Source organism: Streptomyces dioscori (assembly GCF_003024195.1).
Lineage (GTDB): Bacteria > Actinomycetota > Actinomycetes > Streptomycetales > Streptomycetaceae > Streptomyces > Streptomyces dioscori.
In genome coordinates, this window is sequence record NZ_KZ679041.1 from 462,617 (window position 1) to 487,142 (window position 24,526).

The 24,526-nt window shown below is 72.1% G+C and carries 21 protein-coding genes; 20 read left to right on the forward strand and 1 reads right to left on the reverse strand.

The features are described 5' to 3' along the window. The first annotated feature begins 24 nt into the window (after positions 1–24). The 16 genes from C6Y14_RS13175 (at position 25) to C6Y14_RS13250 (ending at position 19,064) form a co-directional block, all read left to right on the forward strand. Positions 25–1,884 carry a glycoside hydrolase family 76 protein gene (locus C6Y14_RS13175; protein WP_107016783.1) on the forward strand — a complete coding sequence of 620 codons (1,860 nt, stop codon included), beginning with the start codon at positions 25–27 and terminating at the stop codon, positions 1,882–1,884. A 67-nt stretch (positions 1,885–1,951) separates the two neighbouring features. Then, a complete protein-coding gene (locus C6Y14_RS13180; RefSeq protein ID WP_107016784.1) occupies positions 1,952–3,196 on the forward strand; it encodes an NAD(P)/FAD-dependent oxidoreductase in 1,245 nt (414 codons plus the stop codon). Continuing rightward, positions 3,193–3,501, forward strand: coding sequence for a (2Fe-2S)-binding protein (locus C6Y14_RS13185; RefSeq protein ID WP_107016785.1), 309 nt, complete (start codon positions 3,193–3,195; stop codon positions 3,499–3,501). The genes C6Y14_RS13180 and C6Y14_RS13185 overlap by 4 nt, the downstream gene beginning before the upstream one ends. Continuing rightward, a complete protein-coding gene (locus C6Y14_RS13190; protein ID WP_107016786.1) occupies positions 3,494–4,888 on the forward strand; it encodes an NAD(P)/FAD-dependent oxidoreductase in 1,395 nt (464 codons plus the stop codon). The genes C6Y14_RS13185 and C6Y14_RS13190 overlap by 8 nt, the downstream gene beginning before the upstream one ends. Positions 4,889–4,983: 95 nt before the next feature. Beyond that, positions 4,984–5,910 carry a dihydrodipicolinate synthase family protein gene (locus C6Y14_RS13195; RefSeq protein ID WP_225891047.1) on the forward strand — a complete coding sequence of 309 codons (927 nt, stop codon included), beginning with the start codon at positions 4,984–4,986 and terminating at the stop codon, positions 5,908–5,910. 63 nt (positions 5,911–5,973) lie between these two features. Beyond that, a complete protein-coding gene (locus C6Y14_RS13200) occupies positions 5,974–6,975 on the forward strand; it encodes a proline racemase family protein (protein WP_107016787.1) in 1,002 nt (333 codons plus the stop codon). A 187-nt stretch (positions 6,976–7,162) separates the two neighbouring features. Next, complete coding sequence (locus tag C6Y14_RS13205; protein ID WP_107016788.1) at positions 7,163–7,840, forward strand: GntR family transcriptional regulator; 678 nt, start codon at positions 7,163–7,165, stop codon at positions 7,838–7,840. A gap of 95 nt (positions 7,841–7,935) precedes the next feature. Next, the gene (locus C6Y14_RS13210) at positions 7,936–9,636 is read left to right on the forward strand and encodes an immune inhibitor A domain-containing protein (RefSeq protein ID WP_159074233.1); all 1,701 of its coding nucleotides are present in this window, start codon (positions 7,936–7,938) and stop codon (positions 9,634–9,636) included. 46 nt (positions 9,637–9,682) lie between these two features. After that, on the forward strand, positions 9,683–10,519 hold the full coding sequence (locus C6Y14_RS13215; RefSeq protein WP_107016790.1) for a M55 family metallopeptidase: 837 nt from the start codon (positions 9,683–9,685) through the stop codon (positions 10,517–10,519). 1 nt (position 10,520) lies between these two features. Beyond that, positions 10,521–11,855: a M20/M25/M40 family metallo-hydrolase gene (locus C6Y14_RS13220; RefSeq protein WP_107016791.1), complete on the forward strand. Its 1,335-nt coding sequence runs from the start codon at positions 10,521–10,523 to the stop codon at positions 11,853–11,855. Positions 11,856–11,873: 18 nt separating this feature from the next. Next, positions 11,874–13,949 carry a prolyl oligopeptidase family serine peptidase gene (locus C6Y14_RS13225; protein WP_107016792.1) on the forward strand — a complete coding sequence of 692 codons (2,076 nt, stop codon included), beginning with the start codon at positions 11,874–11,876 and terminating at the stop codon, positions 13,947–13,949. A 37-nt stretch (positions 13,950–13,986) separates the two neighbouring features. After that, on the forward strand, positions 13,987–14,916 hold the full coding sequence (locus tag C6Y14_RS13230) for a S66 peptidase family protein (RefSeq protein WP_107016793.1): 930 nt from the start codon (positions 13,987–13,989) through the stop codon (positions 14,914–14,916). A 62-nt stretch (positions 14,917–14,978) separates the two neighbouring features. Next, entirely contained in the window at positions 14,979–15,233 is a 255-nt protein-coding gene (locus C6Y14_RS13235) for a LapA family protein (protein ID WP_107016794.1), read from the forward strand. 344 nt (positions 15,234–15,577) lie between these two features. Continuing rightward, positions 15,578–16,123, forward strand: coding sequence for a GNAT family N-acetyltransferase (locus C6Y14_RS13240; RefSeq protein ID WP_107016795.1), 546 nt, complete (start codon positions 15,578–15,580; stop codon positions 16,121–16,123). Between the two features lie 5 nt (positions 16,124–16,128). Then, positions 16,129–17,028: an arginase family protein gene (locus tag C6Y14_RS13245; protein WP_107016796.1), complete on the forward strand. Its 900-nt coding sequence runs from the start codon at positions 16,129–16,131 to the stop codon at positions 17,026–17,028. 83 nt (positions 17,029–17,111) lie between these two features. After that, positions 17,112–19,064, forward strand: a complete 1,953-nt coding sequence (locus C6Y14_RS13250; protein ID WP_107016797.1) for a DUF5107 domain-containing protein — start codon at positions 17,112–17,114, stop codon at positions 19,062–19,064. 2 nt (positions 19,065–19,066) lie between these two features. Here C6Y14_RS13250 and C6Y14_RS13255 read toward each other — a convergent pair whose 3' ends face one another. Continuing rightward, positions 19,067–19,420 carry a VOC family protein gene (locus tag C6Y14_RS13255; protein WP_107016798.1) on the reverse strand — a complete coding sequence of 118 codons (354 nt, stop codon included), beginning with the start codon at positions 19,418–19,420 and terminating at the stop codon, positions 19,067–19,069. A 121-nt stretch (positions 19,421–19,541) separates the two neighbouring features. Here C6Y14_RS13255 and C6Y14_RS13260 point away from each other — a divergent pair, with 121 nt between their 5' ends. The 4 genes from C6Y14_RS13260 to ligD all read left to right on the forward strand — a co-directional run bounded on the left by C6Y14_RS13260 (position 19,542) and on the right by ligD (position 24,504). Continuing rightward, positions 19,542–20,039 carry a phage holin family protein gene (locus C6Y14_RS13260; protein ID WP_107016799.1) on the forward strand — a complete coding sequence of 166 codons (498 nt, stop codon included), beginning with the start codon at positions 19,542–19,544 and terminating at the stop codon, positions 20,037–20,039. Positions 20,040–20,330: 291 nt separating this feature from the next. Further along, a complete protein-coding gene (locus C6Y14_RS13265) occupies positions 20,331–21,716 on the forward strand; it encodes an NAD(P)/FAD-dependent oxidoreductase (RefSeq protein ID WP_107016800.1) in 1,386 nt (461 codons plus the stop codon). Then, positions 21,713–23,560, forward strand: a complete 1,848-nt coding sequence (locus C6Y14_RS13270; protein WP_107016801.1) for a transketolase — start codon at positions 21,713–21,715, stop codon at positions 23,558–23,560. The genes C6Y14_RS13265 and C6Y14_RS13270 overlap by 4 nt, the downstream gene beginning before the upstream one ends. Further along, positions 23,557–24,504 (forward strand): non-homologous end-joining DNA ligase, encoded by a 948-nt coding sequence (gene ligD / locus C6Y14_RS13275; protein ID WP_107016802.1) that lies wholly within the window; start codon positions 23,557–23,559, stop codon positions 24,502–24,504. Before C6Y14_RS13270 ends, ligD begins: the two co-directional genes overlap by 4 nt. Positions 24,505–24,526 lie beyond the last annotated feature (22 nt).

Consider the following 24,526-nt stretch of genomic DNA (forward strand, 5'->3'; position numbering starts at 1 on the left):
GCTTCCCCAGAGAGGCGATACGTCATGGCGGCACGCCACCACCCCCTCGTCGGCGGACTCCTGGCCCTGTTCCTGGCCCTGACCGGCCTGATCGCTCTTCCCCCTGCCCCCGCTCATGCCGCGACACCGGTCTGCGCCCTGGTGTGCGACACGCTCGACCCCTCCAAGGCGCAGCAGGACACCTTCCCGGTGCCGAACAGGACCATCAACGGCAGAACCGTGCGGCTGCACGTCTCCGACCCGGACAGCGCCGCCTGGGCGAGCATCGACAACGGCGTGGCGGGCGACGCGGTCTGGCTGGACCGCTCCTGGGACCGGGGTGCCACCTGGGAGGGCCTGCTCGGCAGGGCGAGCGTCCCCGGGTCGTGGACCGGCACCCGCACACTCATGTACAACATCACCGACCCGGTCGCGCACCGGCGTGGCTGGATCCGCGCCTGCGGCGACGCCGCCGGGGTGACCTGCACCGACTGGGTGTACCCGAAGGTGTGCGACGGCACGTCCTGTGACGGCGCCGACCCCGCCACGGCGGCCGGCGACGACACCCCGGTCCCCGCCACCACGCTCTTCGGCCGCACCATCAGCCTGCACGTCGACCAGCGCGGCGGCATGGCCTGGGGTGTGATCTCCGGCGGCGGCGCGGGCGACGAGATATGGCTGGACCGCTCCTGGGACGGCGGCGCGAGCCATCCCGAGGGCTCCTCCCTCGGCCGTACGAGCGTGTCCTCCGGGGTCACTTCCACCCGGACCGCCCTGTTCGCCACCAGGGACCCGCGCGGCCTGCTGTACGGCGGGGCGGTCCGCGCCTGCGGTCGTGAGGCCGCCCACCAGGAGGGCAGCTGCACGGCCTGGGCCCGGCCCGCACCGACCCGGGTGCGCGGCGCGGCGGACGCGCTGATGGCCTCGTACCAGACCAACGAGGGCTGGTGGCGCAGCAGTTGGTGGAACTCCGCCGTCGCGCTCACCTCGGTGATCGACTTCGCCGAGCAGAGCGGGCGGCACGACTACGACTGGGTGATCGCCCGCACCTACGAACAGAACCGGGGCGTCTTCCCCGCGGGCGGGCGCAGCTCGGACCCGATCGAGGGCCACTTCATCAGCCGGGCGATCGACGACGCCGGCTGGTGGGCCATCGCCTGGCTGGCGGCGTACGACTACACAGGTGACCGGCGCTATCTGGAGGAAGCGGTCACCATCACCGACTACGTCCACCAGTACTGGGACACGCGCACCTGTGGCGGCGGTGTGTGGTGGGACCGGGAGCGCACCTACAAGAACGCCGTGACCAACGGGCTCTATCTGTGGCTCACCACCTCGCTGCACCAGCGGATCAGCGGCGACACCGTGTGGGGCGCCCGCGCGACCACGGTCGCGGACTGGTACCTCGCCAGCGGGATGATCAACTCCTCGGGCCTCGTCAACGACGGGATCACCTCGGGCTGCGCCAACAACGGCCAGACCGTGTGGAGTTACAACCAGGGACTCGCCATCGGCGCCTTCACGCAGCTGTGGCGGTCGACGGGGAGCACCCGGTACCTGGACACGGCCGAGCGGCTGGCCGACACCGCGATCTCCTCACCGGCACTGACCCGTGGAGGCGTACTGACCGAGTCCTGCGACCTCGGCACGGCCTCCTGCGACGACAACCAGAAGCAGTTCAAGGGCATCTTCGTACGGCACCTCGCCGACCTCGCGGACGCCACGGCCTCGACCTCCTACAAGGCGTACATCACCAAGCAGGCCGACTCGATCTGGACGAACGACCGGGACGCGCTCAACCGCCTCGGTCAGCGCTGGTCGGGCGCCGCGCCCAACGTCTCGGACTGGCGCACCCAGGCGAGCGCCCTGGAGGCGTTGACGGCCGCCGGACGGCTGTCGGGCTGAGGGCGGGCGTGGCGGGGCTGTGCGAAGGGGGGTGTGCATCCGCAGAGGTATGTGACATATTACTGACGTGAGCAACTCGCTGACCTGCGATGTCGTGGTCGTCGGGGCCGGAATGGTAGGGGCGGCGACCGCCCTGTACGCGGCTCGGGCGGGGCTGAGTGCCGTTCTGGTGGACCGTGGTCCGGTGGCGGGCGGCACCACCGGCTCCGGCGAGGGCAACCTCCTCGTCTCCGACAAGGAACCCGGCCCCGAACTCGAACTCGCCCTGCTCTCGGGCCGGTTGTGGGCCGATCTCGCCGCCGAGCCCGGCGTGGGCGAGTCCGTCGAGTACGAGGCCAAGGGCGGCCTCGTCGTCGCTTCCGCGCCGGCGGGGCTGGCGGCGCTGGAGGAACTGGCCGCCGCACAGCGCTCGGCCGGGGTCCGGGCCGAGTCCGTCGGCCCGGACCAGCTCCACGACCTCGAACCGTACTTGGCGCACGGCCTCGCGGGTGGCGTGCTCTATCCGCAGGACGCCCAGGTCATGCCGACGCTCGCGGCAGCCCGGCTCGTCCGGCTCGCCCGTACGGCCGGCGCCTCGCTGCGGACCGGCCGGACGGTCACGGACGTGCTGCGTACGGCGTCCGGGGCGGTGCGCGGAGTCCGTACCTCGCACGGCGACATTTACGCGCCCGCGGTCGTCAACGCGGCCGGGACCTGGGGCGGGGAACTGGCCGCGCTGGCCGGGGTGTCCCTGCCCGTCCTGCCCCGGCGCGGCTTCGTCCTCGTCACCGAACCCTTGCCGCGCCGGGTGCGCCACAAGGTGTACGCGGCGGACTACGTGGCCGACGTGGCCAGCGACTCGGCGGCGCTGCAGACCTCCCCGGTGGTCGAGGGAACGGCGGCGGGCCCCGTCCTGATCGGTGCCAGCCGGGAACGGGTCGGCTTCGACCGCTCCTTCTCGCTGCCCGTCACCCGCGAACTGGCGGCCGGCGCGACCCGGCTGTTCCCCTTCCTGGCGGAGGTGCGGGCGATGCGCGCCTACCTCGGTTTCCGTCCGTACATGCCCGACCACCTGCCCGCCGTCGGGCCTGACGCGCGGGTGCCCGGCCTCTTCCACGCGTGCGGGCACGAGGGCGCGGGCATCGGACTCGCCACCGGCACCGGGCACTTGATCGCCCAGGTGCTGGCGGGCGGGACGCCCGATCTTGATCTCGCGCCGTTCCGCCCCGACCGCTTTCCCGATGCCGATGCCGATGCCGACGCCGGTGGTGCCGGTGGCGCCCCTGCTTCCGATCCCGCCTCCGCCTCCGCTTCCGAGGGGTTCTGCCCGTGACGCCGCGTACTCCCCTGAGGCTGGTCCGGGCGCGGCCCGAACCGCCGTTCACGGTCACGTTCGACGAGCGGGAGCTGGCCGTTCTCCCCGGTCAGACCATCGCGGCCGCCCTGTGGTCCGCGGGTGTCCTGTCCTGGCGCACCACCCGGGGGAGCGGTGAGCCACGCGGCGTCTTCTGCGGGATCGGGGTGTGCTTCGACTGTCTGCTGACCGTCAACGGGCGCCCCAACCAACGGGCTTGCCTGGTACGGGCGGAACCGGGTGACGTGATCCGAACCCAGGAAGGGACCGGCCGGCATGAGTGAACGACCCCGCCTCGCGGTGATCGGCGCCGGACCCGCCGGGCTGGTCGCCTCCCTCGCCGCTGCCGCACGCGGTGTGGCGGTGACCCTCGTGGACGCGGCTCCGCAGGCCGGCGGCCAGTTCTACCGGCAGCCCGCCGCCGGGCTCGGCGCCCGCCGTCCCAGCGCCCTGCACCATCAGTGGCGCACCTGGGAGCGGCTCCGTGACGGACTGGCGGCGCAGGTCGGAGCGGGGCGGATCACACACCTGACAGAACATCATGTGTGGTGTGTGGAGCGGGAGTCGGCCTCCTTCGCCGTGCACGCTCTGCTCGGGCCCGAGGAGGAGGAGTCCGTCGTGGTCCGGGCCGACGCCGTGCTCCTCGCGACCGGCGGCTACGAGAAGGTGCTGCCGTTCCCCGGCTGGACCCTCCCCGGAGTCGTCACCGCGGGCGGGGCGCAGGCCATGCTGAAGAGCGGACTCGTGCTGCCGGGCCGAACCGCCGTGGTCGCCGGTACGGGGCCGCTGCTGATGCCCGTGGCCGTCGGACTGGCCGCGGCCGGGGCGAAGGTGGCCGCCCTCGTGGAATCCGCCGACCCGAAGGACTACGTACGGCATGCGAGGGTCCTTGCCGCCCATCCGGACAAGCTCGCCGAAGGTGCCTGGTACGCCGCCGAGTTGGTGCGCCGCCGGGTCAAGGTCCATGTCCGTCACACCGTCGTCGCGGCGCACGGGACCGACCGGCTCGAAGCCGTGACCGTGGGCGCGCTCGACACCGACGGGCGGGTCAGGGAGGGCAGTGAGTGGCGCGTTCCCTGCGACAGCCTCGCCGTCGGACACGGCATGCTGCCGCACACCGACCTCGCCGAGACGCTGGGCTGCCGTCTCGACGGGGTGAACGTCGCCGTGGACGACGAACAGCGCACCGACGTACCGGGCGTCTGGGCCGCCGGTGAGAGCACCGGGATCGGCGGCGCCGCGCTCTCGCTGGCCGAGGGCCGGATCGCGGGCCTGTCCATCGCGGCGCGGCTCGACTCCCGTGCGCCTGAGCCACGTTCCTACGTGTCGGCCGCCAAGTCGCGTGCCGGGTTGCGGGAGTTCTTCGCCGCTGTCGACACCGTCTGTACGCCGACCGATCGTTGGGTGGAGCGGGTCGGTGACGACACCCTCGTGTGCCGGTGCGAGGAGGTGCCCGCCGCCGCGATCCGGGAGGCCGTCGACGAACTCGGCGCGTCGGACGTACGTACCGTGAAACTGCTGACCCGGGCTGGGATGGGCTGGTGCCAGGGCCGGATGTGCGGTCCCGCGGTGGCGGGGCTCGCGGGGTGCCCGCCGACACCGGCACGGCGGCCCTTCGCGCGGCCGGTGCCGCTCGGTGTGCTGGCGCGCGAGCCCGGTGAAGGTTTGTGACCTGCCTGACCTCGCTCGACGCGCGAACTGCCACGGGACCTTCTGACGAGCACGCTTCCATGCCCCATGACTCCAAGGATCGGACGGGATCCCTCATGACCGACAGGACCGACAGGACCGATATGACAGGCGAAGCCTCCGACCGCCCCTGGCGCGGCGTTCTCGTCGCCACCGCCCTTCCGCTCAGGGACGACCTCTCCGTCGACCACGACGCGTACGCCGACCATTGCGCGTGGCTCGTCGCGAACGGCTGCGACGGGGTCGTACCGAACGGCTCGCTCGGTGAGTACCAGGTGCTGACCCCCGAGGAGCGCGCCAAGGTCGTGGAGACGGCCGTGGCGGCGATCGGCGGCTCGCGCGTCATGCCCGGCGTCGCCGCGTACGGCTCCGCCGAGGCCCGGCGCTGGGCCGAGCAGGCACGTGACGCGGGCTGCGCCTCCGTGATGCTGCTGCCCCCGAACGCGTACCGGGCCGACGAGCGCTCGGTGCTCGCCCACTACGCGGAGGTCGCGAAGGCCGGCCTGCCGATCGTGGCGTACAACAACCCCATCGACACCAAGGTCGACCTGGTGCCCGAGCTGCTCGCCGAGCTGCACGGTGAGGGGTACATCCACGGGGTCAAGGAGTTCTCCGGCGATGTGCGACGGGCCTACCGCATCGCCGAACTCGCTCCCGATCTGGACCTGTTGATCGGCGCCGACGACGTCCTGCTGGAACTGGCCGTCGCCGGTGCCAAGGGCTGGGTCGCCGGCTATCCGAACGCGCTGCCCGCCGCGTCCGTCGAGCTGTACCGCGCCGCCGTCCGGGGCGATCTCGCCACCGCGCTGCCCCTCTACCGGCAACTGCACCCGCTGCTGCGCTGGGACTCCCAGGTGGAGTTTGTCCAGGCCATCAAACTGTCGATGGACATCGTCGGGCGGTACGGCGGGCCGGTGCGGCCGCCGCGCGTGCCGTTGCGGGCCGACCAGGAGGCCGCGGTCCGCGCCGCCACGGAGAAGGCCGTGGCGGCCGGGCTCGGCTGAAGGTCAGGCCGGTAAGAGGTCGAATGGAGGCCGGGCTCGTCCGGGGAGAGAGGGAGACCGTTCATGCGCAGCAAACTCGTCCTGCATGCCGTCGATTCGCACACCGAGGGCATGCCGACCCGGGTGATCACCGGTGGGATCGGCGCGATTCCCGGCGCGACGATGAACGAGCGGCGGCTGTACTTCCGTGAACACCGCGACGACATCAAGCAGTTGCTGATGAACGAGCCGCGCGGTCACTCGGCGATGAGCGGCGCGATCCTGCAGCCGCCCACCCGGCCCGACTGCGACTTCGGCGTCATCTACATCGAGGTGTCGGGCTATCTCCCGATGTGCGGGCACGGGACGATCGGGGTCGCGACCGTCCTCGTGGAGACCGGCATGGTCGAGGTCGTCGAGCCGGTGACGACCATCCGGCTCGACACACCGGCAGGGCTCGTCGTCGCCGAGGTCGCCGTGCGGGACGGGTCGGCGCGGTCGGTCACACTCTGGAACGTGCCGTCCTTCGCCGTCGCCCTCGACCGGAAGATCGAGCTCGCGGACGGGCGGACGGTGACGTACGACCTCGCGTACGGCGGGAACTTCTACGCGATTCTGTCGCTCGACCAGTTCGAGCTGCCTTTTGACCGGGCTCGTAAGGACGACATCCTTGCCGCGGGTCTTTCGTTGATGGATGCCGTCAATGCCGAAGGGGAGCCGGTTCATCCGGAGGATTCCAGCATCCGGGGCTGTCATCATGTGCACCTGGTCGCACCCGGGTCGACGGCTCGGCATTCCCGGCATGCGATGGCGATTCATCCGGGGTGGTTCGACCGGTCGCCCTGTGGGACGGGGACGAGTGCGCGGATGGCGCAGCTGTATGCGCGGGGCGAACTCGGTCTGGAGACCGAGTTCTTGAACGAGTCGTTCATCGGGACGCGGTTCAGTGGGCGGTTGCACGGGACCACGGAGGTGGGTGGGGTGGCGGCTGTGCTGCCCAGCTTCACTGGGCGGGCGTGGGTTACCGGGACCGCTCAGTATCTTCTTGATCCTGATGATCCGTTTCCGGCGGGGTTTGTGTTGTAGGCCGGGGGGTTGGCTTGGGGGGTGTGTGGTGCGGCTCAAGGATTGCGCAGTTCCCCGCGCCCCTAAAAGCCAAGAGCAAAAGACTGCGCCGTTCCCCGCGCCCCTGAAGACGAAAAGGTTGCGCCGTTCCCCGCGCCCCTGAAGTACCTGAAGTGCCTGAAGTGCCTGAAACTCTAGGAGATTGTCCATGGTTGCCCAGCGTGTCGGCGGCCCTGCCCTTCCCGCTGTGGGGGGTAAGAAGCCCAGCTATCGGGAGCGGGTTGCTGATGCTTTGCGGGCTGCTCTTATCGCGGGGGAGTTGCGGCCCGGGGAGGTGCACTCCGCGCCCGCTCTCGCCGCGCGGTTCGGCGTTTCCGCCACCCCCGTGCGCGAGGCCCTGCTCGACCTCGCGAAGGAAGGGCTCGTCGACACCGTGCCCAACAAGGGGTTCCGGGTCACCGCCGTGTCCGAGAAGCAGCTGGACGAGTACACGCACGTCCGCTCGCTGATCGAGATCCCCACCACCGTCGGCCTCGCCGCCTCCGCTGCCCCCGCCGACCTGGCGGCGCTGCGGCCCGTCGCGCAGGAGATCGTCACGGCCGCGGCGGCCGGTGACCTCATCGCGTACGTCGAGGCCGACGTCCGCTTCCACCTCGGTCTGCTCGCCCTCGCAGGCAACGAGCATCTCGTCGAGGTCGTCGGCGACCTGCGCAAGCGCTCCCGGCTGTACGGACTGCACGCGCTCGTCGAGGCGGGGCGGCTGGAGGCCTCCGCCGAGGAGCATCTGGAGATCCTTGATGCGCTGGTCGCCCGCGACGAGGAGGCCGTACGTGCTGTCATGACGCGGCATCTCGGGCATGTACGGGGGTTGTGGGCGGCGGAGTGAGCGCGACGGCGACACGCTGCCCGATAGCCCGGGACGCGCGCCTCCTCATGCTCTGCTGAGTGCGGCTCAGGACCGGCAGGGCGAGGAGGACGCACGTGAGTGAGTGGACGCGCGGATTGGTGGTGGTCGCTGCGGCTGCCCTAACGGTGTGCGCCCTGGCCCCCGACGCCGCGGCACAGGCATGGGGGCTCCGCCCCCGAACCCCCGTTGCGCAGTTCCCCGCGCCCCTGTCGGGGCAGGCCACAGCGGCCCCGCACCCGACGGCGCGTGCCAAGGACAAGATCTTCGTGCTGCCCGTCGAGTTCGCCGACTACTCGCACAATCGGATCCCGAGTCCCGACCGTTCCGTCGACAACTCCACCGTCTGGACCGCCGATTACAGCCCCGCCTACTACCAGCGGCAGATCTTCGGCACGGGCAGTGGCGCGGCCGGCGGCTCCGGGGACACCCTGAACGCCTACTACCGGCGGCAGTCCAGCGGTGCCTACACCATCACCGGCACCGTCCACGACTGGACCCGCGTGGGTCACCCCCTCGCGCACTACGGCACCGACACCTGCAAGAAGCAGGGCAAGCCGATCTCGACGTACTACTGCAATCAGCGGCTCGTCACCGACGGCCTCAATCGGTGGTACGAGGATCAGCGTGCCGCCGGGCGGTCCGCGGACTCACTCCGCACGTACCTCGCCACGTACGACACCTGGGACCGTCACGACCACGACCGGGACGGGGACTTCGACGAACCCGACGGCTATCTCGACCGTGTGATGCTGATGTTCGCGGGGGAGTCGCAGGTCAACGGCGGCGGTGTCAACGGCTCCGACGCCATCGGCTCCCACCGCGGCACCGTCAGTCATCTGCAGACCGGAGCCGGCGAGCTGGGCCCGGCGGGCGGGCGCAAGGGCGGTGGCAGCGAGGTCGGTGACTCCGGGATCTGGGTCGACGACTACACGATGACGAACGAGAACCGGGGCCTCGGCACGCTGGCCCACGAGTACGGCCACGACCTCGGCCTGCCCGACCTGTACGACACCTCGGGCGCCGAGAACTCCACCGGCTTCTGGTCGGTCATGGGGCAGGGGTCGCTCCTGTCGGATGACGACGAACTTGCCGTCCACCCGGGCGACTTGGGCGCCTGGGCGCGGCTCCGGCTCGGGTGGCTCGATCATGTGACCGTCAAGGCCGGGGCCTCCTCCACCGTCACGCTGAACCCGCTGTCCGTGCCCTCCGGGACCGCGGGCCCGGAGGCCCTTCTGGTGAACCTGCCGGCCGACGCGGACGGCAACGCCCGCTACTACCTCGTCGAGAACAGGCAGTACGTGGGGGAGGACAGGTTCCTCAAGTCAGGTCCCTTTCAGTTGGGTTGGGCGCCGGGGCGGTCCCGGCTCAAGGAGCGGCTGCACTACGAGCGCGGTGTGCTGATCTGGTACTGGAACACCAAGTACCGCGACAACAAGACGCGCGCGAACGGCGGTTACGGCCGGATCCTGCCGATCGACGCCCATGCGGAACCCGCCCGGACCGCCTCCGGAGCGGTGATCCGGGGACGCCTCCAGGCGTACGACGCGCCCTTCGGGCTGCGGCCCACCTCCCCGCTCGTCTTCCACCTCGGCGGGGTGCGGACGGTGATCCCGGCCCGGCCCGGCGTCCCGGTCTTCGACGACCTCAAGGGGGTCCACCACTACGACGCCGCGCCCTACGGATCCAGCCACGACGCCGACTCCGGTACCACCATCACCGTGGACGAGGAACATGCCGACGGCCGAGTGAAGGTTTCGGTCGGTTCGACCGGCTGACCGCCCGGGCCTGTGGAGCGCATCGCGACTGCGATACAACTGGAACATGGTAAAGATCCTCATCAGTGCCGACATGGAGGGCGCGACCGGCGTGACCTGGCCGGCCGACGTGCAGCCGGGCGCACCCGAGTGGGAGCGGTGCCGCTCGATGTTCACCTCGGACGTGAACGCCGCGGTCCTCGGCTTCTTCGACGGCGGCGCCGACGAGGTCCTCATCAACGAGGCCCACTCGACCATGCGGAACCTGCTCCTGGAGCAACTGGACGAACGGGCCCAGATGCTCACCGGGCGGCACAAATCGCTCTCCATGGTCGAGGGCGTGCAGCACGGTGACGTCGACGGCATCGCCTTCGTCGGCTACCACGCGGGCGCCGGTATGGAGGGCGTCCTCGCCCACACCTACCTCGCCAACTCGATCACCGGTGTGTGGGTCAACGACGAGCGGGCCAGCGAGGGCCTGCTCAACGCGCACGTCGTCGCCGAGTACGGAGTCCCCGTCGTGCTGGTCACCGGTGACGACGTGGCCTGCGAGGACGCGCTCGGCTACGCGCCCGAGGCCCTGAAGGTCGCCGTCAAGGACCATGTCTCGCGGTACGCGGCCGTGTGCCGCACCCCGGCCCGTACGGCGGCGGACATCCGGTCGGCGGCCAAGGAGGCGGCGCGGCTCGCGGTGCGGCACGAGCCCCGCCGGGCGGGCCCCTTCACCGTGGCCCTGGAGTTCGACGCCGAGCACCTGGCCCTGTCGGCCACCGTCGTCCCGGGCGTCGAGCGGACCGGGGAACGCAAGGTGGCGTACACCAGCGCCACGATGTACGAGGGCATCCGGACCTTCAAGGCGGTCACCACGATCGTCTCGGCTGCCGTGGAGGAGAACTATGGCTGACATGAGCGTGATGGAGCAGACGGCCGTCGACGGGCAGGCCCTGGACGAGGTCGTCCGGTTCACCTCCGACCTGATCCGTATCGACACCACCAACCGCGGTGGCGGCGACTGCCAGGAACGGCCGGCCGCGGAGTACGCCGCCGCCCTGCTCGCCGAGGCGGGCCTTGAGCCGACCCTCCTGGAGCGCACCAAGGGGCGTACGAACGTCGTCGCGCGCCTGGAGGGCACCGACCCGTCCGCCGACGCGCTGCTCGTCCACGGTCACCTCGACGTCGTACCCGCGCAGGCGGAGGACTGGAGCGTCCATCCGTTCTCCGGCGAGGTCCGCGACGGGGTCGTCTGGGGACGCGGCGCCGTCGACATGAAGAACATGGACGCGATGATCCTCGCGGTGGTCCGGCAGTGGGCGCGCGCAGGTGTACGCCCCCGCCGCGACCTGGTGATCGCGTTCACCGCGGATGAGGAGGCGAGCGCCGAGGACGGCTCGGGCTTCCTCGCCGACCAGCACGCCGGGCTCTTCGCGGGATGCACCGAGGGCATCAGCGAGTCCGGGGCGTTCACCTTCCACGACGGCACCGGACGTCAGCTGTACCCGCTCGCGGCGGGCGAGCGCGGCACCGGCTGGCTGAAGCTCACCGCGCGCGGCCGGGCGGGCCACGGCTCCAAGGTGAACCGGTCCAACGCGGTGACCCGGCTCGCCGCCGCGATCGCGCGGATAGGCGACCACGAGTGGCCCGTACGGCTCACCCCGACGGTCCGCGCGGCACTCACCGAACTCGCCGCGCTGTACGGCGTCGAGCCCGCGCTCGACGGTCCCGACGGGGTCGACCGGCTGCTGGAGAAGCTCGGACCCGCCGCCTCCCTCGTCGAGGCGACGGTCCGCAACAGCGCCAACCCGACCATGCTGGACGCCGGTTACAAGGTCAACGTGATCCCCGGGGAGGCCGTCGCACACGTCGACGGACGCTTCCTCGCCGGTACGGAGGACGAGTTCCGGGCCACACTCGACCGGCTCACCGGGCCGGACGTGGAGTGGGAGTTCGTCCACCGCGAGGTCGCCCTGCAGGCACCGCTGGACTCGACGACGTACGCCCGGATGCGGGCGGCCGTGGAGGAGTTCGCGCCCGAGGGGAACGTCGTGCCGTACTGCATGTCGGGTGGCACGGACGCCAAGCAGTTCTCGCGCCTGGGCATCACCGGCTACGGTTTCGCACCCCTGAAGCTCCCGCCGGGCTTCGACTACCAGGCCCTCTTCCACGGGGTCGACGAAAGGGTGCCCGTCGAGGCACTGCATTTCGGAGTCCGGGTACTCGACCGCTTCCTGCGCACGGCCTAAGGGAAACAAGGGAAGAAAATGGGGGACACAGTGCAGACGCTGGCCTACGGTTCCTGGCCCTCGCCCATCGACGCGGCGCTCGCCGCCGCGCACGACGGGCACCCCGACTTCGTCGGCTTCGTCGGCGACGAGGCGTGGTGGACCGAGCCCCGGCCCGCCGAGGGCGGTCGCCGCACCCTGGTGCGCCGCCTCGCCGACGGCACGGAGGAGTCGGTGCTGCCCGCCCCGTGGAACGTCCGCAGCCGCGTCATGGAGTACGGCGGACAGCCCTGGACCGGCACGGTCGGCGAGAACGGCCCGCTGGTCGTCTTCGTGAACTTCGCCGACCAGCGGCTGTACGTGTACGAGCCCGCCGACCCCGGGAGCGGCCCGCGGCCCCTCACCCCCGTGTCCTCCGTCGGCGGCGGACTGCGCTGGGTGGACCCGCAGGTACGGCCGGAACTCGGCGAGGTCTGGTGCGTACTGGAGGAGTTCACCGGCGACGGGCCCAGCGATGTACGGCGGCTCGTCGCCGCGGTGCCGCTCGACGGCTCGGCCGCCGAGGACCGGACCGCGGTGCGTGAACTCACCGACGACCGGCACCGGTTCGTCACCGGACCGCGGATCTCACCCGACGGGCGGCGCGCGGCCTGGCTGGTCTGGGACCATCCGCGGATGCCGTGGGACGGCACCGAGCTGCTGGTGGCCGAGGTCGGCTCCGACGGGTCCCTGGGAGAGCCCCGGACGGTCGCGGGCGGCCCCGACGAGGCGATCGCCCAGGCCGACTGGGGCCGCGACGGCTCCCTCCTGTACTCCAGCGACCGCAGCGGCTGGTGGAACCTCTACCGGGTCTCCGGCGACGGCCACGGCGGCAGCGGCAGCGGCAGCGGCAGCGGCAGTGGCAGTGGAGGTGGGGGCAGTGCTGGGGGTGCCGGTGACGGTGAGCCGCCCTTCTCCCTGTGCACCCGCGAGCAGGAGTTCGGCGGGCCGCTGTGGACGGTCGGCCGACGCTGGTTCGCGCCGCTGGACAGCGGTCTGATCGCCGTCGTGCACGGCCGGGGCGCCACCGCGCTCGGCATCCTCGACCCGGAGAGCGGTGAGGTCGTCGACGCGGCCGGACCCTGGAGCGAGTACGAGCCGACCCTCGCCGTCCACGGCAGCCGGGTCGTCACCGTCGCCGCCAGCCCGCGCAGCGCGTACGAGGTCGTCGAGCTGGACGCGCGTACCGGACGGGCCCGTGTCGTGGGGGCCCGGCACGACGACCCGGTGGACCCCGCCTACTACCCCGAACCGCAGATCCGTACGTTCTCCGGGCCCGCCGGGCGGGAGATCCACGCTCATGTCTACCCGCCACACCACCCCGGCCATGTGGCCCCCGGAGATGTGCTCCCGCCCTATGTGGTCTGGGCACATGGCGGACCCACAGGCCGCTCCCCGCTCGTCCTCGACCTGCAGATCGCCTACTTCACCTCACGCGGCATCGGAGTCGCCGAGGTCAACTACGGCGGCTCCACCGGGTACGGGCGCGAGTACCGCAACCGGCTGCGCGAGCAGTGGGGTGTCGTGGACGTCGAGGACTGCGCGGCCGTCGCGCTCGCCCTCGCCGAGGAGGGCACCGCCGACCGCGACCGGCTGGCCGTCCGGGGCGGCAGCGCGGGCGGCTGGACCGCCGCCGCCTCGCTCGTCGGCACCGACGTGTACGCGTGCGGGACGATCCTCTACCCCGTCCTCGACCTGGTGGGCTGGGGTGTGGACGAGACACATGACTTCGAGTCCCAGTACCTGGAGAGCCTGATCGGGCCGCGCGCCGAAGTGCCCGCCCGGTACGCGGAACGGTCGCCCACCGAGCACGCCGACAAGGTCACCGCGCCCTTCCTGCTCCTCCAGGGACTCGACGACGTGATCTGCCCGCCGGCGCAGTGCGAGCGGTTCCTCGCCAGGCTGGAGGAGCAGGCGCGGTCCGTGCCGCATGCCTACATCACCTTCGAGGGCGAGGGCCACGGATTCCGTCGCACCGACACCATGGTGCGCGCCCTGGAGGCCGAACTCTCCCTGTACGCCCAGGTGTTCGGCCTCAATCCGCCCGGCGTCCCCGCACTGGAGCTCAGCAAGTGACCGACCGTGGAACGACCGACCGTGGAACGACCGGCCGTTGAAAGAACTCGTCAGGCCCGCGCGGCTGGTCGCCGGAGCGCGGGTCGCCGTCGTCGCGCCGAGCGGGCCCGTGCCGGAGGAACGGCTCCAGGCAGGGCTCGACATCCTCCGCGGCTGGGACCTCGACCCGGTCGTGGCGCCCCACGTCCTGGACCGGCACGGGACGTTCAACTATCTGGCGGGCGCGGACGCCGACCGGGCCGCCGACTTCCAGGCGGCCTGGTGCGATCCGTCGGTGGCCGCGGTGTTCTGCGCCCGCGGCGGTTACGGCGTGCAGCGCATGGCCGACCTGCTCGACTGGGACGCGCTGCGGGCCGCGGGGCCCAAGGCGCTGGTCGGCTTCAGTGACATCACGGCTCTCCACGAGGCCTTCGCGGCGCGGCTGGAGCTCGTGACCCTGCACGGTCCGATGGCCGCGGGCATCGACTTCGTCAAGAACGCCCGCGCCCAGGACCATCTCCGGGCGACCCTCCTCGCACCGGAGTCCGTACGGACGATCAGGTCGGCCGGACAGGTGCTGGTCCCGGGGCGGGCCGCCGGTGTCCTGCTCGGCGGCTGTCTGAGCCTGCTCGCCTCCGAACTGGGGACACCGCACGCCCGGCCCTCCGCGGGCGGCGGGCTGCTGTGCCTGGAGGACGTGGGCGAGGAGGTGTACCGCCTTGACCGGTACCTCACGCAGCTCCTGCGGGCCGGGTGGTTCCACGGCGTCGCCGGGATCCTGCTCGGGTCCTGGGAACGGTGCGGCCCGTACGAGCGGGTGCGGGAGCTGCTCCTCGACCGGCTCGGTGGGCTCGGGGTGCCGATCGCCGAGGAGTTCGGGTTCGGGCACGGGGAGGGGGCACTGACGGTTCCGTTCGGGGTGCGGGCGGAGCTGGACGCGCGGGCGGGGGCGGGGGTTCTGACGCTGGACGTGCCGGCGCTGACCTGACGTCTCACCCGGAGGGACCGCTCACCGTGCGTGACCCCGGCTTGTGAGCCCATCCTGGATCCATGAACCGGAAGAGTGCGCAGCGGGACGGTGGCGGTGGTGGCGCGGGGGCCGGGCGGGGGAGTCTGCTGACGCCCGGGCGGGTGGCGGTTGTCGCGCTGGCCGTGCTCGGGCTGGTCTTCATCTTCGAGAACACCCGGGCGACGAAGATTCGTCTGCTGATTCCCGAGGTGACCATGCCGTTGTGGATGGCGTTGCTCGCGACGGCGGTGATCGGGGCGTTGTGCGGGGCGTTCTTCGTGCGCCGCCGCGCGTAGCCTCCGGCCGGCCTGTCGTCTGTCTGCGGGCCGGTGGGGGCTGGCCGCGCCGTTCCCCGCGCCCCTGAAAGGCAAAAGACTGCGCCGTTCCCCGCGCCCCTGGGGTCCGCGCGCTCATGGGATCTGCGGGCCGGTGGGGGTTGCTCGCGCCGTTCCCCGCGCCCCTGAAGGGCAAAAGATTGCGCCGTTCCCCGCGCCCCTGGGGGCAGGGCCCAGCCCCCTGTCTTTAGGGGCGCGGGGAACTGCGCGGCCAGCCACGACGTGCCCGCAGGTGCCCACCGGCCGTAGATCACCGCCACGCTGCAAGCCAACCGCAAGCGGCCCGCAGGGCGTACCGTGGTGGGATGTCCGGCCGCACCGCGTACCTCGCCGAAGGCCCCCACGTGGGCATACGTTTCTTCACGTACGAGGACGGCGGTGAGTTCACCGCCCGCGTGCGGGAGAGCAAGGCCCTGCATCAGCCCTGGCTCTTCCCGCCCGCCACCCCCGTCGCGTACGCCTCGTACGCCGGGCGGCTCATCGACGATCCGAGCAAGGCCGGGTTCTTCGTCTGTGAGAAGGACGGGGGAGGGATCGCGGGGTTCGTCAACATCAACAACATCGTCGAGGGTGCCTTTCTGTGCGGCGCCCTCGGGTACGGGGCCTTCGCGCACGCGGCCGGACGCGGGCTGATGAGCGAAGGGCTCGACCTGGTCGTGCGGTACGCGTTCGGCACGCTCGGACTGCACCGGCTGGAGATCAACGTCCAGCCCGACAACGCCGCCTCCATCGCGCTGGCCCGCCGCTGCGGGTTCCGTCTGGAGGGCCTCTCGCCGGACTTCCTGTTCATCGACGGAGCCTGGCGCGATCATGAGCGGTGGGCCATCACGGCCGATATGATTCGAACATGAGTGCCTTGAGGAATCTCGTCGTCCTGGACGCACCCTCCAACCTCGGCCTCCGGCCGCCCGCCCCCGGCACGGTGCCCGGCTGCTACAAGCTCGCGGGCGCCCTGCGCGAGCAGCGGATCGTGCAACGGCTGAACGCCCTGGAGGGCGGTGTGGTCGTACCGCCGCGCTACGACCGGGGCGACTGGCAGGCGGGAGACGGCGTCTTCAACGCCACCGCGCTCGCCGGCTACACCCGTACGCTCGCCGACCGTATCGAACGGCACGTCCGGGCCGGGGAGCTGCCCGTCGTCCTCGGCGGCGACTGCTCCATCCAGCTCGGCGCCTCCCTCGCGCTGCGCCGCATCGGCCGCTACGGCCTCGCGGCGGTCGACGCCTCGCACGACTTCCGCCACCCGGGCAACTCCGACCATGTCGGTGCCGCGGGTGGCGAGGAGGTCGCCCTCGCCACCGGGCGTGGACAGGACGACCTCACCGACCTGGAGGGACTGAAGCCCTATCTGCGGGACGAGGACGTACGGTTCTTCGGGATCCGGGACGAGTTCGAGGACGACCGGGCCGAGCTGGCCGCACTGAAGATCCCCACGGTGACCGTCGGCGACATCCGCGAGTGGGGCGCCGACGCGCTCGCGCGAGCCACCGCCGAGGCCTTCGACGTGCCGGACCTGGACGGCTTCTGGGTGCACCTCGACGCCGATGTGCTCGACCCGTCCGTGATGCCCGCCGTCGACAGCCCCGACCCCGGCGGGCTGCTGCCCGACGAACTGACCGCGCTGCTGCGGCCGTTGGTGAACTCCCCGCACTGCGCCGGCTTCAACGTCACCATCTACGACCCCGACCTGGACCCCGACGGAACCGCCGGCGCCCTCCTGGCCGACATCGTCGTCGCGGCCTTTGCGCAATCCTGACCGGATCCTGACCGGGAGGGCCTCTGGTCGGCACGCCGTCCACCCTGTTCCATGGTCACGTGACGACCATCCGACGTGACGTGATGACGCTTTCGGTCGCCGAAACCGGCCCCGCCAACCCCCTGCCGCCACTGCGCCCGCTCGACGGGACGCACCACGTGGACGAGCGGGAACGCGCGGGCCTGCCACGCGACATGGCCCGGCAGATCGCGTACGAGCCGCTGCGCAGCCTGCTTCCCGAGCGTGTCCGGGACGGGTACGGGAGAAGCCGTACGCCCCGCGAGGTCGGGACGATCGTCCTGGAGAACGACCGGCTGCGCGCGACCGTGCTGCCCGGCTTCGGCGGCCGGGTCGTCTCCCTCTTCCACAAGCCGTCCGACCGCGAACTCCTCTACCGCAACCCGGTGTTGCAGCCCGCCGACTTCGCGCTCAACGGGGCCTGGTTCTCCGGTGGCATCGAGTGGAACATCGGCGCCACCGGCCACTCCACCCTCGCCTGCGCGCCCTTGCACGCGGCCCGGGTCACGGCGCCCGACGGCACACCGGTGCTGCGCCTGTGGGAGTGGGAGCGGCTGCGCGACCTGCCCTTCCAGGTCGACCTGTGGCTGCCGGAGGGCTCCGACTTCCTGTACGTCGGCGTGCGCGTCCGCAATCCGCACGAGAAGGCCGCGCCGCTGTACTGGTGGTCCAACACCGCCGTCCCGGAGGCGCGAAGGGTGCTCGCGCCGGCCGAGGAGGCCTGGCACTTCGGGTACGAGCGGCGGCTGCGCCGGGTGCCCGTCCCGGTGCACGAGGGCGTCGACCGGACGTATCCGCTGCGCGGCGAGTATCCGGCCGACTACTTCTACGAGATGCCGGAGGGACAGCGGCGCTGGATCGCCGCCCTGGACGGGGCCGGGCAGGGGCTGGTGCAGACGTCCACCGATGTGCTGCGCGGACGCAAACTCTTCGTCTGGGGCACCGGCACCGGCGGACGCCGCTGGCAGGAATGGCTCACCGAACCCGGCACCGAGGGCTACTGCGAGATCCAGGCGGGGCTCGCCCGCACCCAGTTGGAGCACGTACGCCTCGACGCGGAGAGCGAGGTGAGCTGGCTGGAGGCGTACGGGCCGCTCGACGCGGACACGGCCCTCGTACACGGCGGCGACTGGGACGCCGCCCGCTCCGAGGTCGAGGACGGGCTCGAACAGCGCCTGCCGCGCGCGGAGTTCGAGACGGCGTTTGAGCACTGGCTGACGTCCGCCGACACCGAACCCGGCGAGATGCTCGCCACCGGTTCCGGCTGGGGAGCGCTCGAAGTCCTGCGTGCCGCCCACAAGTTGCCCGGCACGCCCTTCGACGAGTCCACGCTCGGGGACGCCCAGCGGCCCTGGGCGGAGCTGCTCGGCTCCGGTTCCTTCCCGGAGCCCCGCCGGGTCGGACCGCCCGGCGAGACGCTGGTCGCCCCGCACTGGCGGGACATGCTGGAGACGGCCCCCGCGGAACCGCTCACCGAGTACCACCTGGGCGTCGCCCAGTGGCATGCCGGCGACCGGGCCCAGGCCGTGCGCAGCTGGGAGCGGGGTCTCGAACTCGCCCCGTCACAATGGCCGTTGCTGCGCTGCCTGGCCGTCGCCGACCACGAGGCCGGCAACCGCGAACGGGCCGCCGACCGGTACACGGACGCCTTCGACGACCTGTGTCAGGAGCGGCGCGACGACGGCGAGACCTGGACGGCGGCCACCGCCGCGCTTGGACGCGAAGCGATCGGCGCGCTGCTCGCGGCGGGGCGCATCGCGGGGGCGCGGTCCGTGTGGGAACGACTGCTGCCCGCGACCCGCGAACGCGGCCGGTTCCGGCTGATCGAGGCGCAGTTGCTGCTCGCCGAGGGCGACAAGGAGGCGGCACGGGCCGTCTTCGACGCCGGTTTCGAGGTGGCGGACCTGCGCGAGGGGGCCGAGGCGATCGGGGAACTGTGGTCCCGGATCAGTGACGAACCCCTCCCGGAACGCTACGACTTCAGGATGCGCCCGCCCGGCACCGACAACAGCGGCTGACCTCACGGCGTCGTGCGGCGGTCCGCGTACTCGTAGATGTAGCCGTCCGGGTGGAGCGCGATCAGGTTGCGGCCCGCGGGGGTCGCCACCGGGCCCGCGACGACATGTGCGCCCGAATCGGTCAGTACCCGGTGGGCCTCGTCGACGTCCTTGACCGCGATGGTCGCCGACACCTTGCGGAGCACTTCGAGTTCGGCCTCCGGGCCGCTCATCAACAGGAAGCAGCCGATGGCGGCGACGGAGACCCCGCCGCGCTCGAAGCGTTGCGCCGGTCCGCCCGCCAGTCTCTCGTAGAAGGGGACCGCAGCCTCCAGGTCGTCGACGCAGATGCGCAGCGTGGCTCCCAGAATGTCCATGCGGCCGAGCCTAGTTGGGGTCGGCCGGGAAGGAGATCGTTTCGCACGGATCCCGTGCCGGGGCGTGCTCGCCCCGGCCGGACGGGCGTTACGCGCCGGAGGCCGCGGGTACCCGGAGCGCATGGACCGCATCGATCACATGGAACATCTGGACAAGCATCTGGCCGACGAACTGGCGCAGGTGGCCCGCGACGCCATACGCGAGGAGCTGCGGGAACAGACCCGCAAGCAGCGCCGGACGGCCGCGATGTACGCCGCGTCCGGTGCCGTCGCCCTGTACGCGGGCGCGGCCCTCGCGCTCACGGTCGGTCTCGCTCTCGCGATCGGCCTGCCCGACTGGGCCGCCGCGCTGATCACCGCCGCCGTGCTCGGCGCGCTGGCCTACGTGCTGCGCAACGCGGCGCGGCCGTCGGCGCCCCGGCCCACGCCGCGTGGCCCCGCTCAGCCGGGTGGCACCGCTCAGGTGCCCGGCGAAGGTGCCGTCCCTGGTAGCCCCGCTGGTGCCCCCGTCGGTACCCCCACCGGTACGACTCCGGGGACGCGGGCCGACGGCCCCGCCGTGCCCCCCATGCCGCCGGTCGCCCCCAGCAACGCGGTGCAGGACACCCGGGCCCGGTGAGCCGCGGCGCGGCCCTGACCCCCTCTGCCGACCGGGGCCACAACGACGTGGCCCCGGTCTTCGCCGTGCGCGTCCGCCGTGCCCGCTCACCCGTCCGGCGTGTCACGAAGTCCACCTCTGGAGCTGCGGCAGCGGCCTTCCTGCGATAGAAGTCGGGAGAAGTCGAAGGAGCCGCGCCCGTCCCGCACGGCGACCGGAACCCCGGTGGCCCGACGTTTGGGCATCCCGGCCAGGGGGACGCGGAAAGCCCCGTTTGTGCGATTCCGCCGGAGGCGACCCATGAGCCGACCGATGAGCCGCCCCCGAGTCGTGATCGTCGGAGCGGGCTTCGCCGGATACCGGGCGGCCCGGACGCTCTCCGTGCTCACGCGGGGCAAGGCGGGCCCGCTGGACATCGTGCTGCTGAACCCGACGGACTACTTCCTCTATCTTCCCCTGCTGCCCCAGGTGGCCGCCGGCGTCCTGGAACCGCGCCGGGTCACCGTCTCACTGACCGGCACCCTGCCCCGGGTCCGCCTGGTGCTCGGCGAGGCCGACGGTATCGACCTCGACGCGCGCACCGTCCGCTACACCGGCCCTGAGGGCGACACCGGCACGCTCTCCTACGACCGGCTGGTCATCGCCGCGGGCAGCGTCAACAAACTGCTGCCGATCCCCGGTGTGGCCGAGCACGCGCACGGCTTCCGCGGGCTGCCCGAGGCGCTGTACCTGCGCGACCACGTGACCCGGCAGGTGGAACTCGCCTCCGCCGACGACGACCCCGCGACCGCGGCGGCCCGGTGCACGTTCGTGGTCGTCGGCGCGGGCTACACCGGCACCGAAGTGGCCGCGCACGGACAGCTGTTCACCGACGCCCTGACCCGCGGACAGCGGCACCGCCCGGACCTGTGGCCGCGCTGGACCCTGGTCGACATCGCGCCCCGCGTCCTGCCGGAGATGGACGAGCGGCTCTCCCGCACCGCCGACCGCGTCCTGCGGCAGCGAGGCGTGGAGATCCGTACCGGCACGTCCGTGAAGGAGGCCACCCGGGACGGGGTCCTGCTCAGCGACGGCGACTTCCTCAGGACCCGGACCCTGGTGTGGTGCGTCGGCGTACGGCCCGATCCACTGGCCGAAGGGCTCGGGCTGGCCATGGAACAGGGCCGGCTGCTCGTCGAACCGACCCTCCAGGTGCCCGGCCGTCCCGAGGTGTTCGCCTGCGGTGACGCGGCCGCCGTGCCCGACCTGGAGAAACCGGGCCAGTACACCCCGATGACCGCCCAGCACGCCTGGCGTCAGGGCAAGGCGGCGGGACGCAACGTCGCGGCATCCCTCGGCATCGGCGACCCCCGCCCCTACCGCCACCGCGACCTGGGCTTCGTCGTCGACCTCGGCGGTGTCAAGGCCGCCGCCAACCCGCTCGGCGTCCCGCTGTCCGGACCGGCCGCGGGCGCCGTCACCCGCGGCTACCACCTGGCCGCGATGCCGGCCAACCGCGTCCGGGTCGCCGCCGACTGGCTCCTGGACGCCGTACTGCCACGCCAGGGCGTACAGCTCGGCCTCGTCCGGTCCTGGTCCGTGCCGCTGGACACGGCCTCGCCCGAAACGGCCCGGGTGCCTGGCCGGCCCGGCACCCCTGAGCCCGGCACCCCTGAGCCCGGACCCCCCGCGCAACCTCCTGTGGAAGGAACACCATGAACACCCCCGAACTCATCGAACTCGGCCAGCAGCTGCGCGTCGACAGCGTGCGCGCGGCCGCCGCGGCGGGCTCCGGGCACCCCACCTCCTCGATGTCCGCCGCCGACCTGATGGCGGTCCTGCTCGCCCGGCAGCTGCGCTACGACTTCGAACGGCCCTCCCATCCGGGCAACGACCGGTTCGTCCTCTCCAAGGGGCACGCCTCGCCGCTGCTGTACGCCGCGTACAAGGCCGCCGGGGCCATCGACGACGCCGAACTGCTGACCTTCCGCACGCTGGACAGCCGTCTCGAAGGGCATCCGACACCGCGCCGGCTCCCGTGGGTGGAGACCGCCACCGGATCGCTGGGCCAGGGCCTGCCCGTCGGCGTGGGCATCGCCCTGTCGGGCAAGCGGCTCGACCGGGTGGGCTACCGCGTATGGGTGCTGTGCGGGGACAGCGAACTCGCCGAGGGCTCGATCTGGGAGGCCGCCGAGCACGCGGCGTACGAGAACCTCGACAACCTCACCGCGATCGTGGACGTCAACCGGCTCGGCCAGCGCGGCCCCACCCGGCACGGCCACGACCTCGACGCGTACGCCCGCCGCTTCCGGGCCTTCGGCTGGCACACCGTCGAGGTCGACGGACACGACGTCGAGGACATCGAGCGGGCGTACGGCGAGGCCGTCTCCACGGTGGGACAGCCGACCGTCATCCTGGCCCGCACCCTCAAGGGCAAGGGCGTCGCGTCCGTACAGGACCGCGAGGGCCTGCACGGCAAGCCGCTGCCGGACGCCGACGAGGCGATCGAGGAACTGGGCGGGGTACGCGACCTGCGCGTCGAGGTCCGCCAGCCGCAGGCCGCCCGGATGCTGCACGCGGTACGGGCCGGTCACCTGGACCTGCCGCGCTGGGAGACCGGGGACGAGGCCGCCACCCGCGACGCCTACGGCCAGGCGCTCGCCGCACTCGGCTCCTCGCGCGCCGACGTCGTCGCCCTCGACGGAGAGGTGAGCGACTCCACCCGCGCCGAGTTCTTCGCCAAGGAACACCCCGAGCGGTTCTTCGAGTGCTACATCGCCGAACAGCAGCTCGTCGGGGCGGCCGTCGGGCTCGCCACCCGCGGCTGGGTGCCGTTCGCCTCCAGCTTCGCCGCGTTCCTCACCCGCGCCCACGACTTCGTCCGGATGGCGGCCGTCAGCGGCATCGGCATCAACCTCGTCGGCTCGCACGCGGGCGTCGCGATCGGCGAGGACGGGCCCTCGCAGATGGGCGTCGAGGACCTGGCCATGTTCCGTGCGGTGCACGGCTCGACCGTGCTGTACCCGTGCGACGCCAACCAGACGGCCGCACTCGTCGCAGGCATGGCGGGCCTCGACGGCATCCGCTATCTGCGGACCTCCCGCGGCGCCGTGCCCGTCCTGTACGGCCCCGGCGAGGAGTTCCCCGTCGGCGGCAGCAAGGTGCTCAGGCGCTCCCCGGACGACCGGCTGACCGTCGTCGCCGCCGGTGTGACCGTGCACGAGGCACTGAAGGCCGCGGACGCGCTCGCCGCCGACGGCATCGCCGTGCGGGTCGTCGACCTGTACTCCGTCAAGCCCGTCGACCGCGAGACCCTGCGCGAGGCCGCCGAGCAGACCGGCTGCCTGCTCACCGTCGAGGACCACCGCCCGGAGGGCGGTATCGGGGACGCGGTCCTGGACGCCTTCCTCGATGGCCGTCCCACTCCGCGGCTGGTCCGTCTCGCCGTACGGGACATGCCCGGCTCGGCCACTCCCGCGGAGCAGCTGCGCGCGGCGGGCATCGACGCCGAGTCCGTCGTCGCCGCGGTGAAGCTGCTGGTGGAGAACGCGGTGGTGCGATGACCGCCGTGCGCGCGGGCCGGCGGACCGTCGAGGTGCACCGGCCCGACAAGGTGATGTTCCCCGCCGGGTCCGGAGGGTCCGGCGGGCCCGGCGGGGGAGAGGCGAAGGAGTACACCAAGGCGGACGTCGTCGCGTACTACCGGGAGATCGCCCCTTTCATGCTGCCGCACCTGCGGGGACGGCCCCTGATGCTGGAGCGGTACCCGGACGGGCTCGACGGGCCGAAGTTCATGCAGAAGAACGTCCAGAACCACTATCCGGACTGGATCCGCCGCGTCGAGGTGCCCAAGGAGGGCGGCACGGTCCTGCACCCCGTCTGTGACGACACCGCGACCCTCGTCTACCTCGCCGACCAGGCCGCCCTGACCCTGCACCGGTGGCTCGCCCGCGTCTCCTCCGACGGCACCGCCGACCGGCCCGACCGGCTCGTCTTCGACCTGGACCCCTCGACCGACGACTTCGAGCCGGTACGCGACACCGCCCGGCTCCTCGGTGAACTCCTCGACCATCTCCGGCTGCCGTCCGCCCTGATGACCACCGGCTCACGCGGACTGCACGTCGTGGTGCCCCTCGACGGCAGGCATGGCTTCGACGAGGTGCACACCTTCGCCAAGGACGTCGCCGACACGCTCACCGAGGCACATCCCGACCGGCTCACCACCGAGGCCCGCAAGAAGGACCGCGGCGACCGCCTCTATCTGGACATCCAGCGCAACGCCTACGCCCAGACCACCGTCGCCCCCTTCACCGTGCGCGCCAGGCCCGGGGCCCCGGTCGCCATGCCCGTCGCCTGGGACCAGTTGGAAGATGCGGAACTCGGCCCGCGCCGCTGGACGATCGCCGACGCCGTCGACCAGGCCCGCACGAACCCCTGGTCAGGGCTGCTGCGCAGCGGGCGCGCGCTCGGTCCCGCCCGGCGCCGCCTGAACGCCCTGCGCGGCTGAGCGCCGACACTCGCAGGTTTGG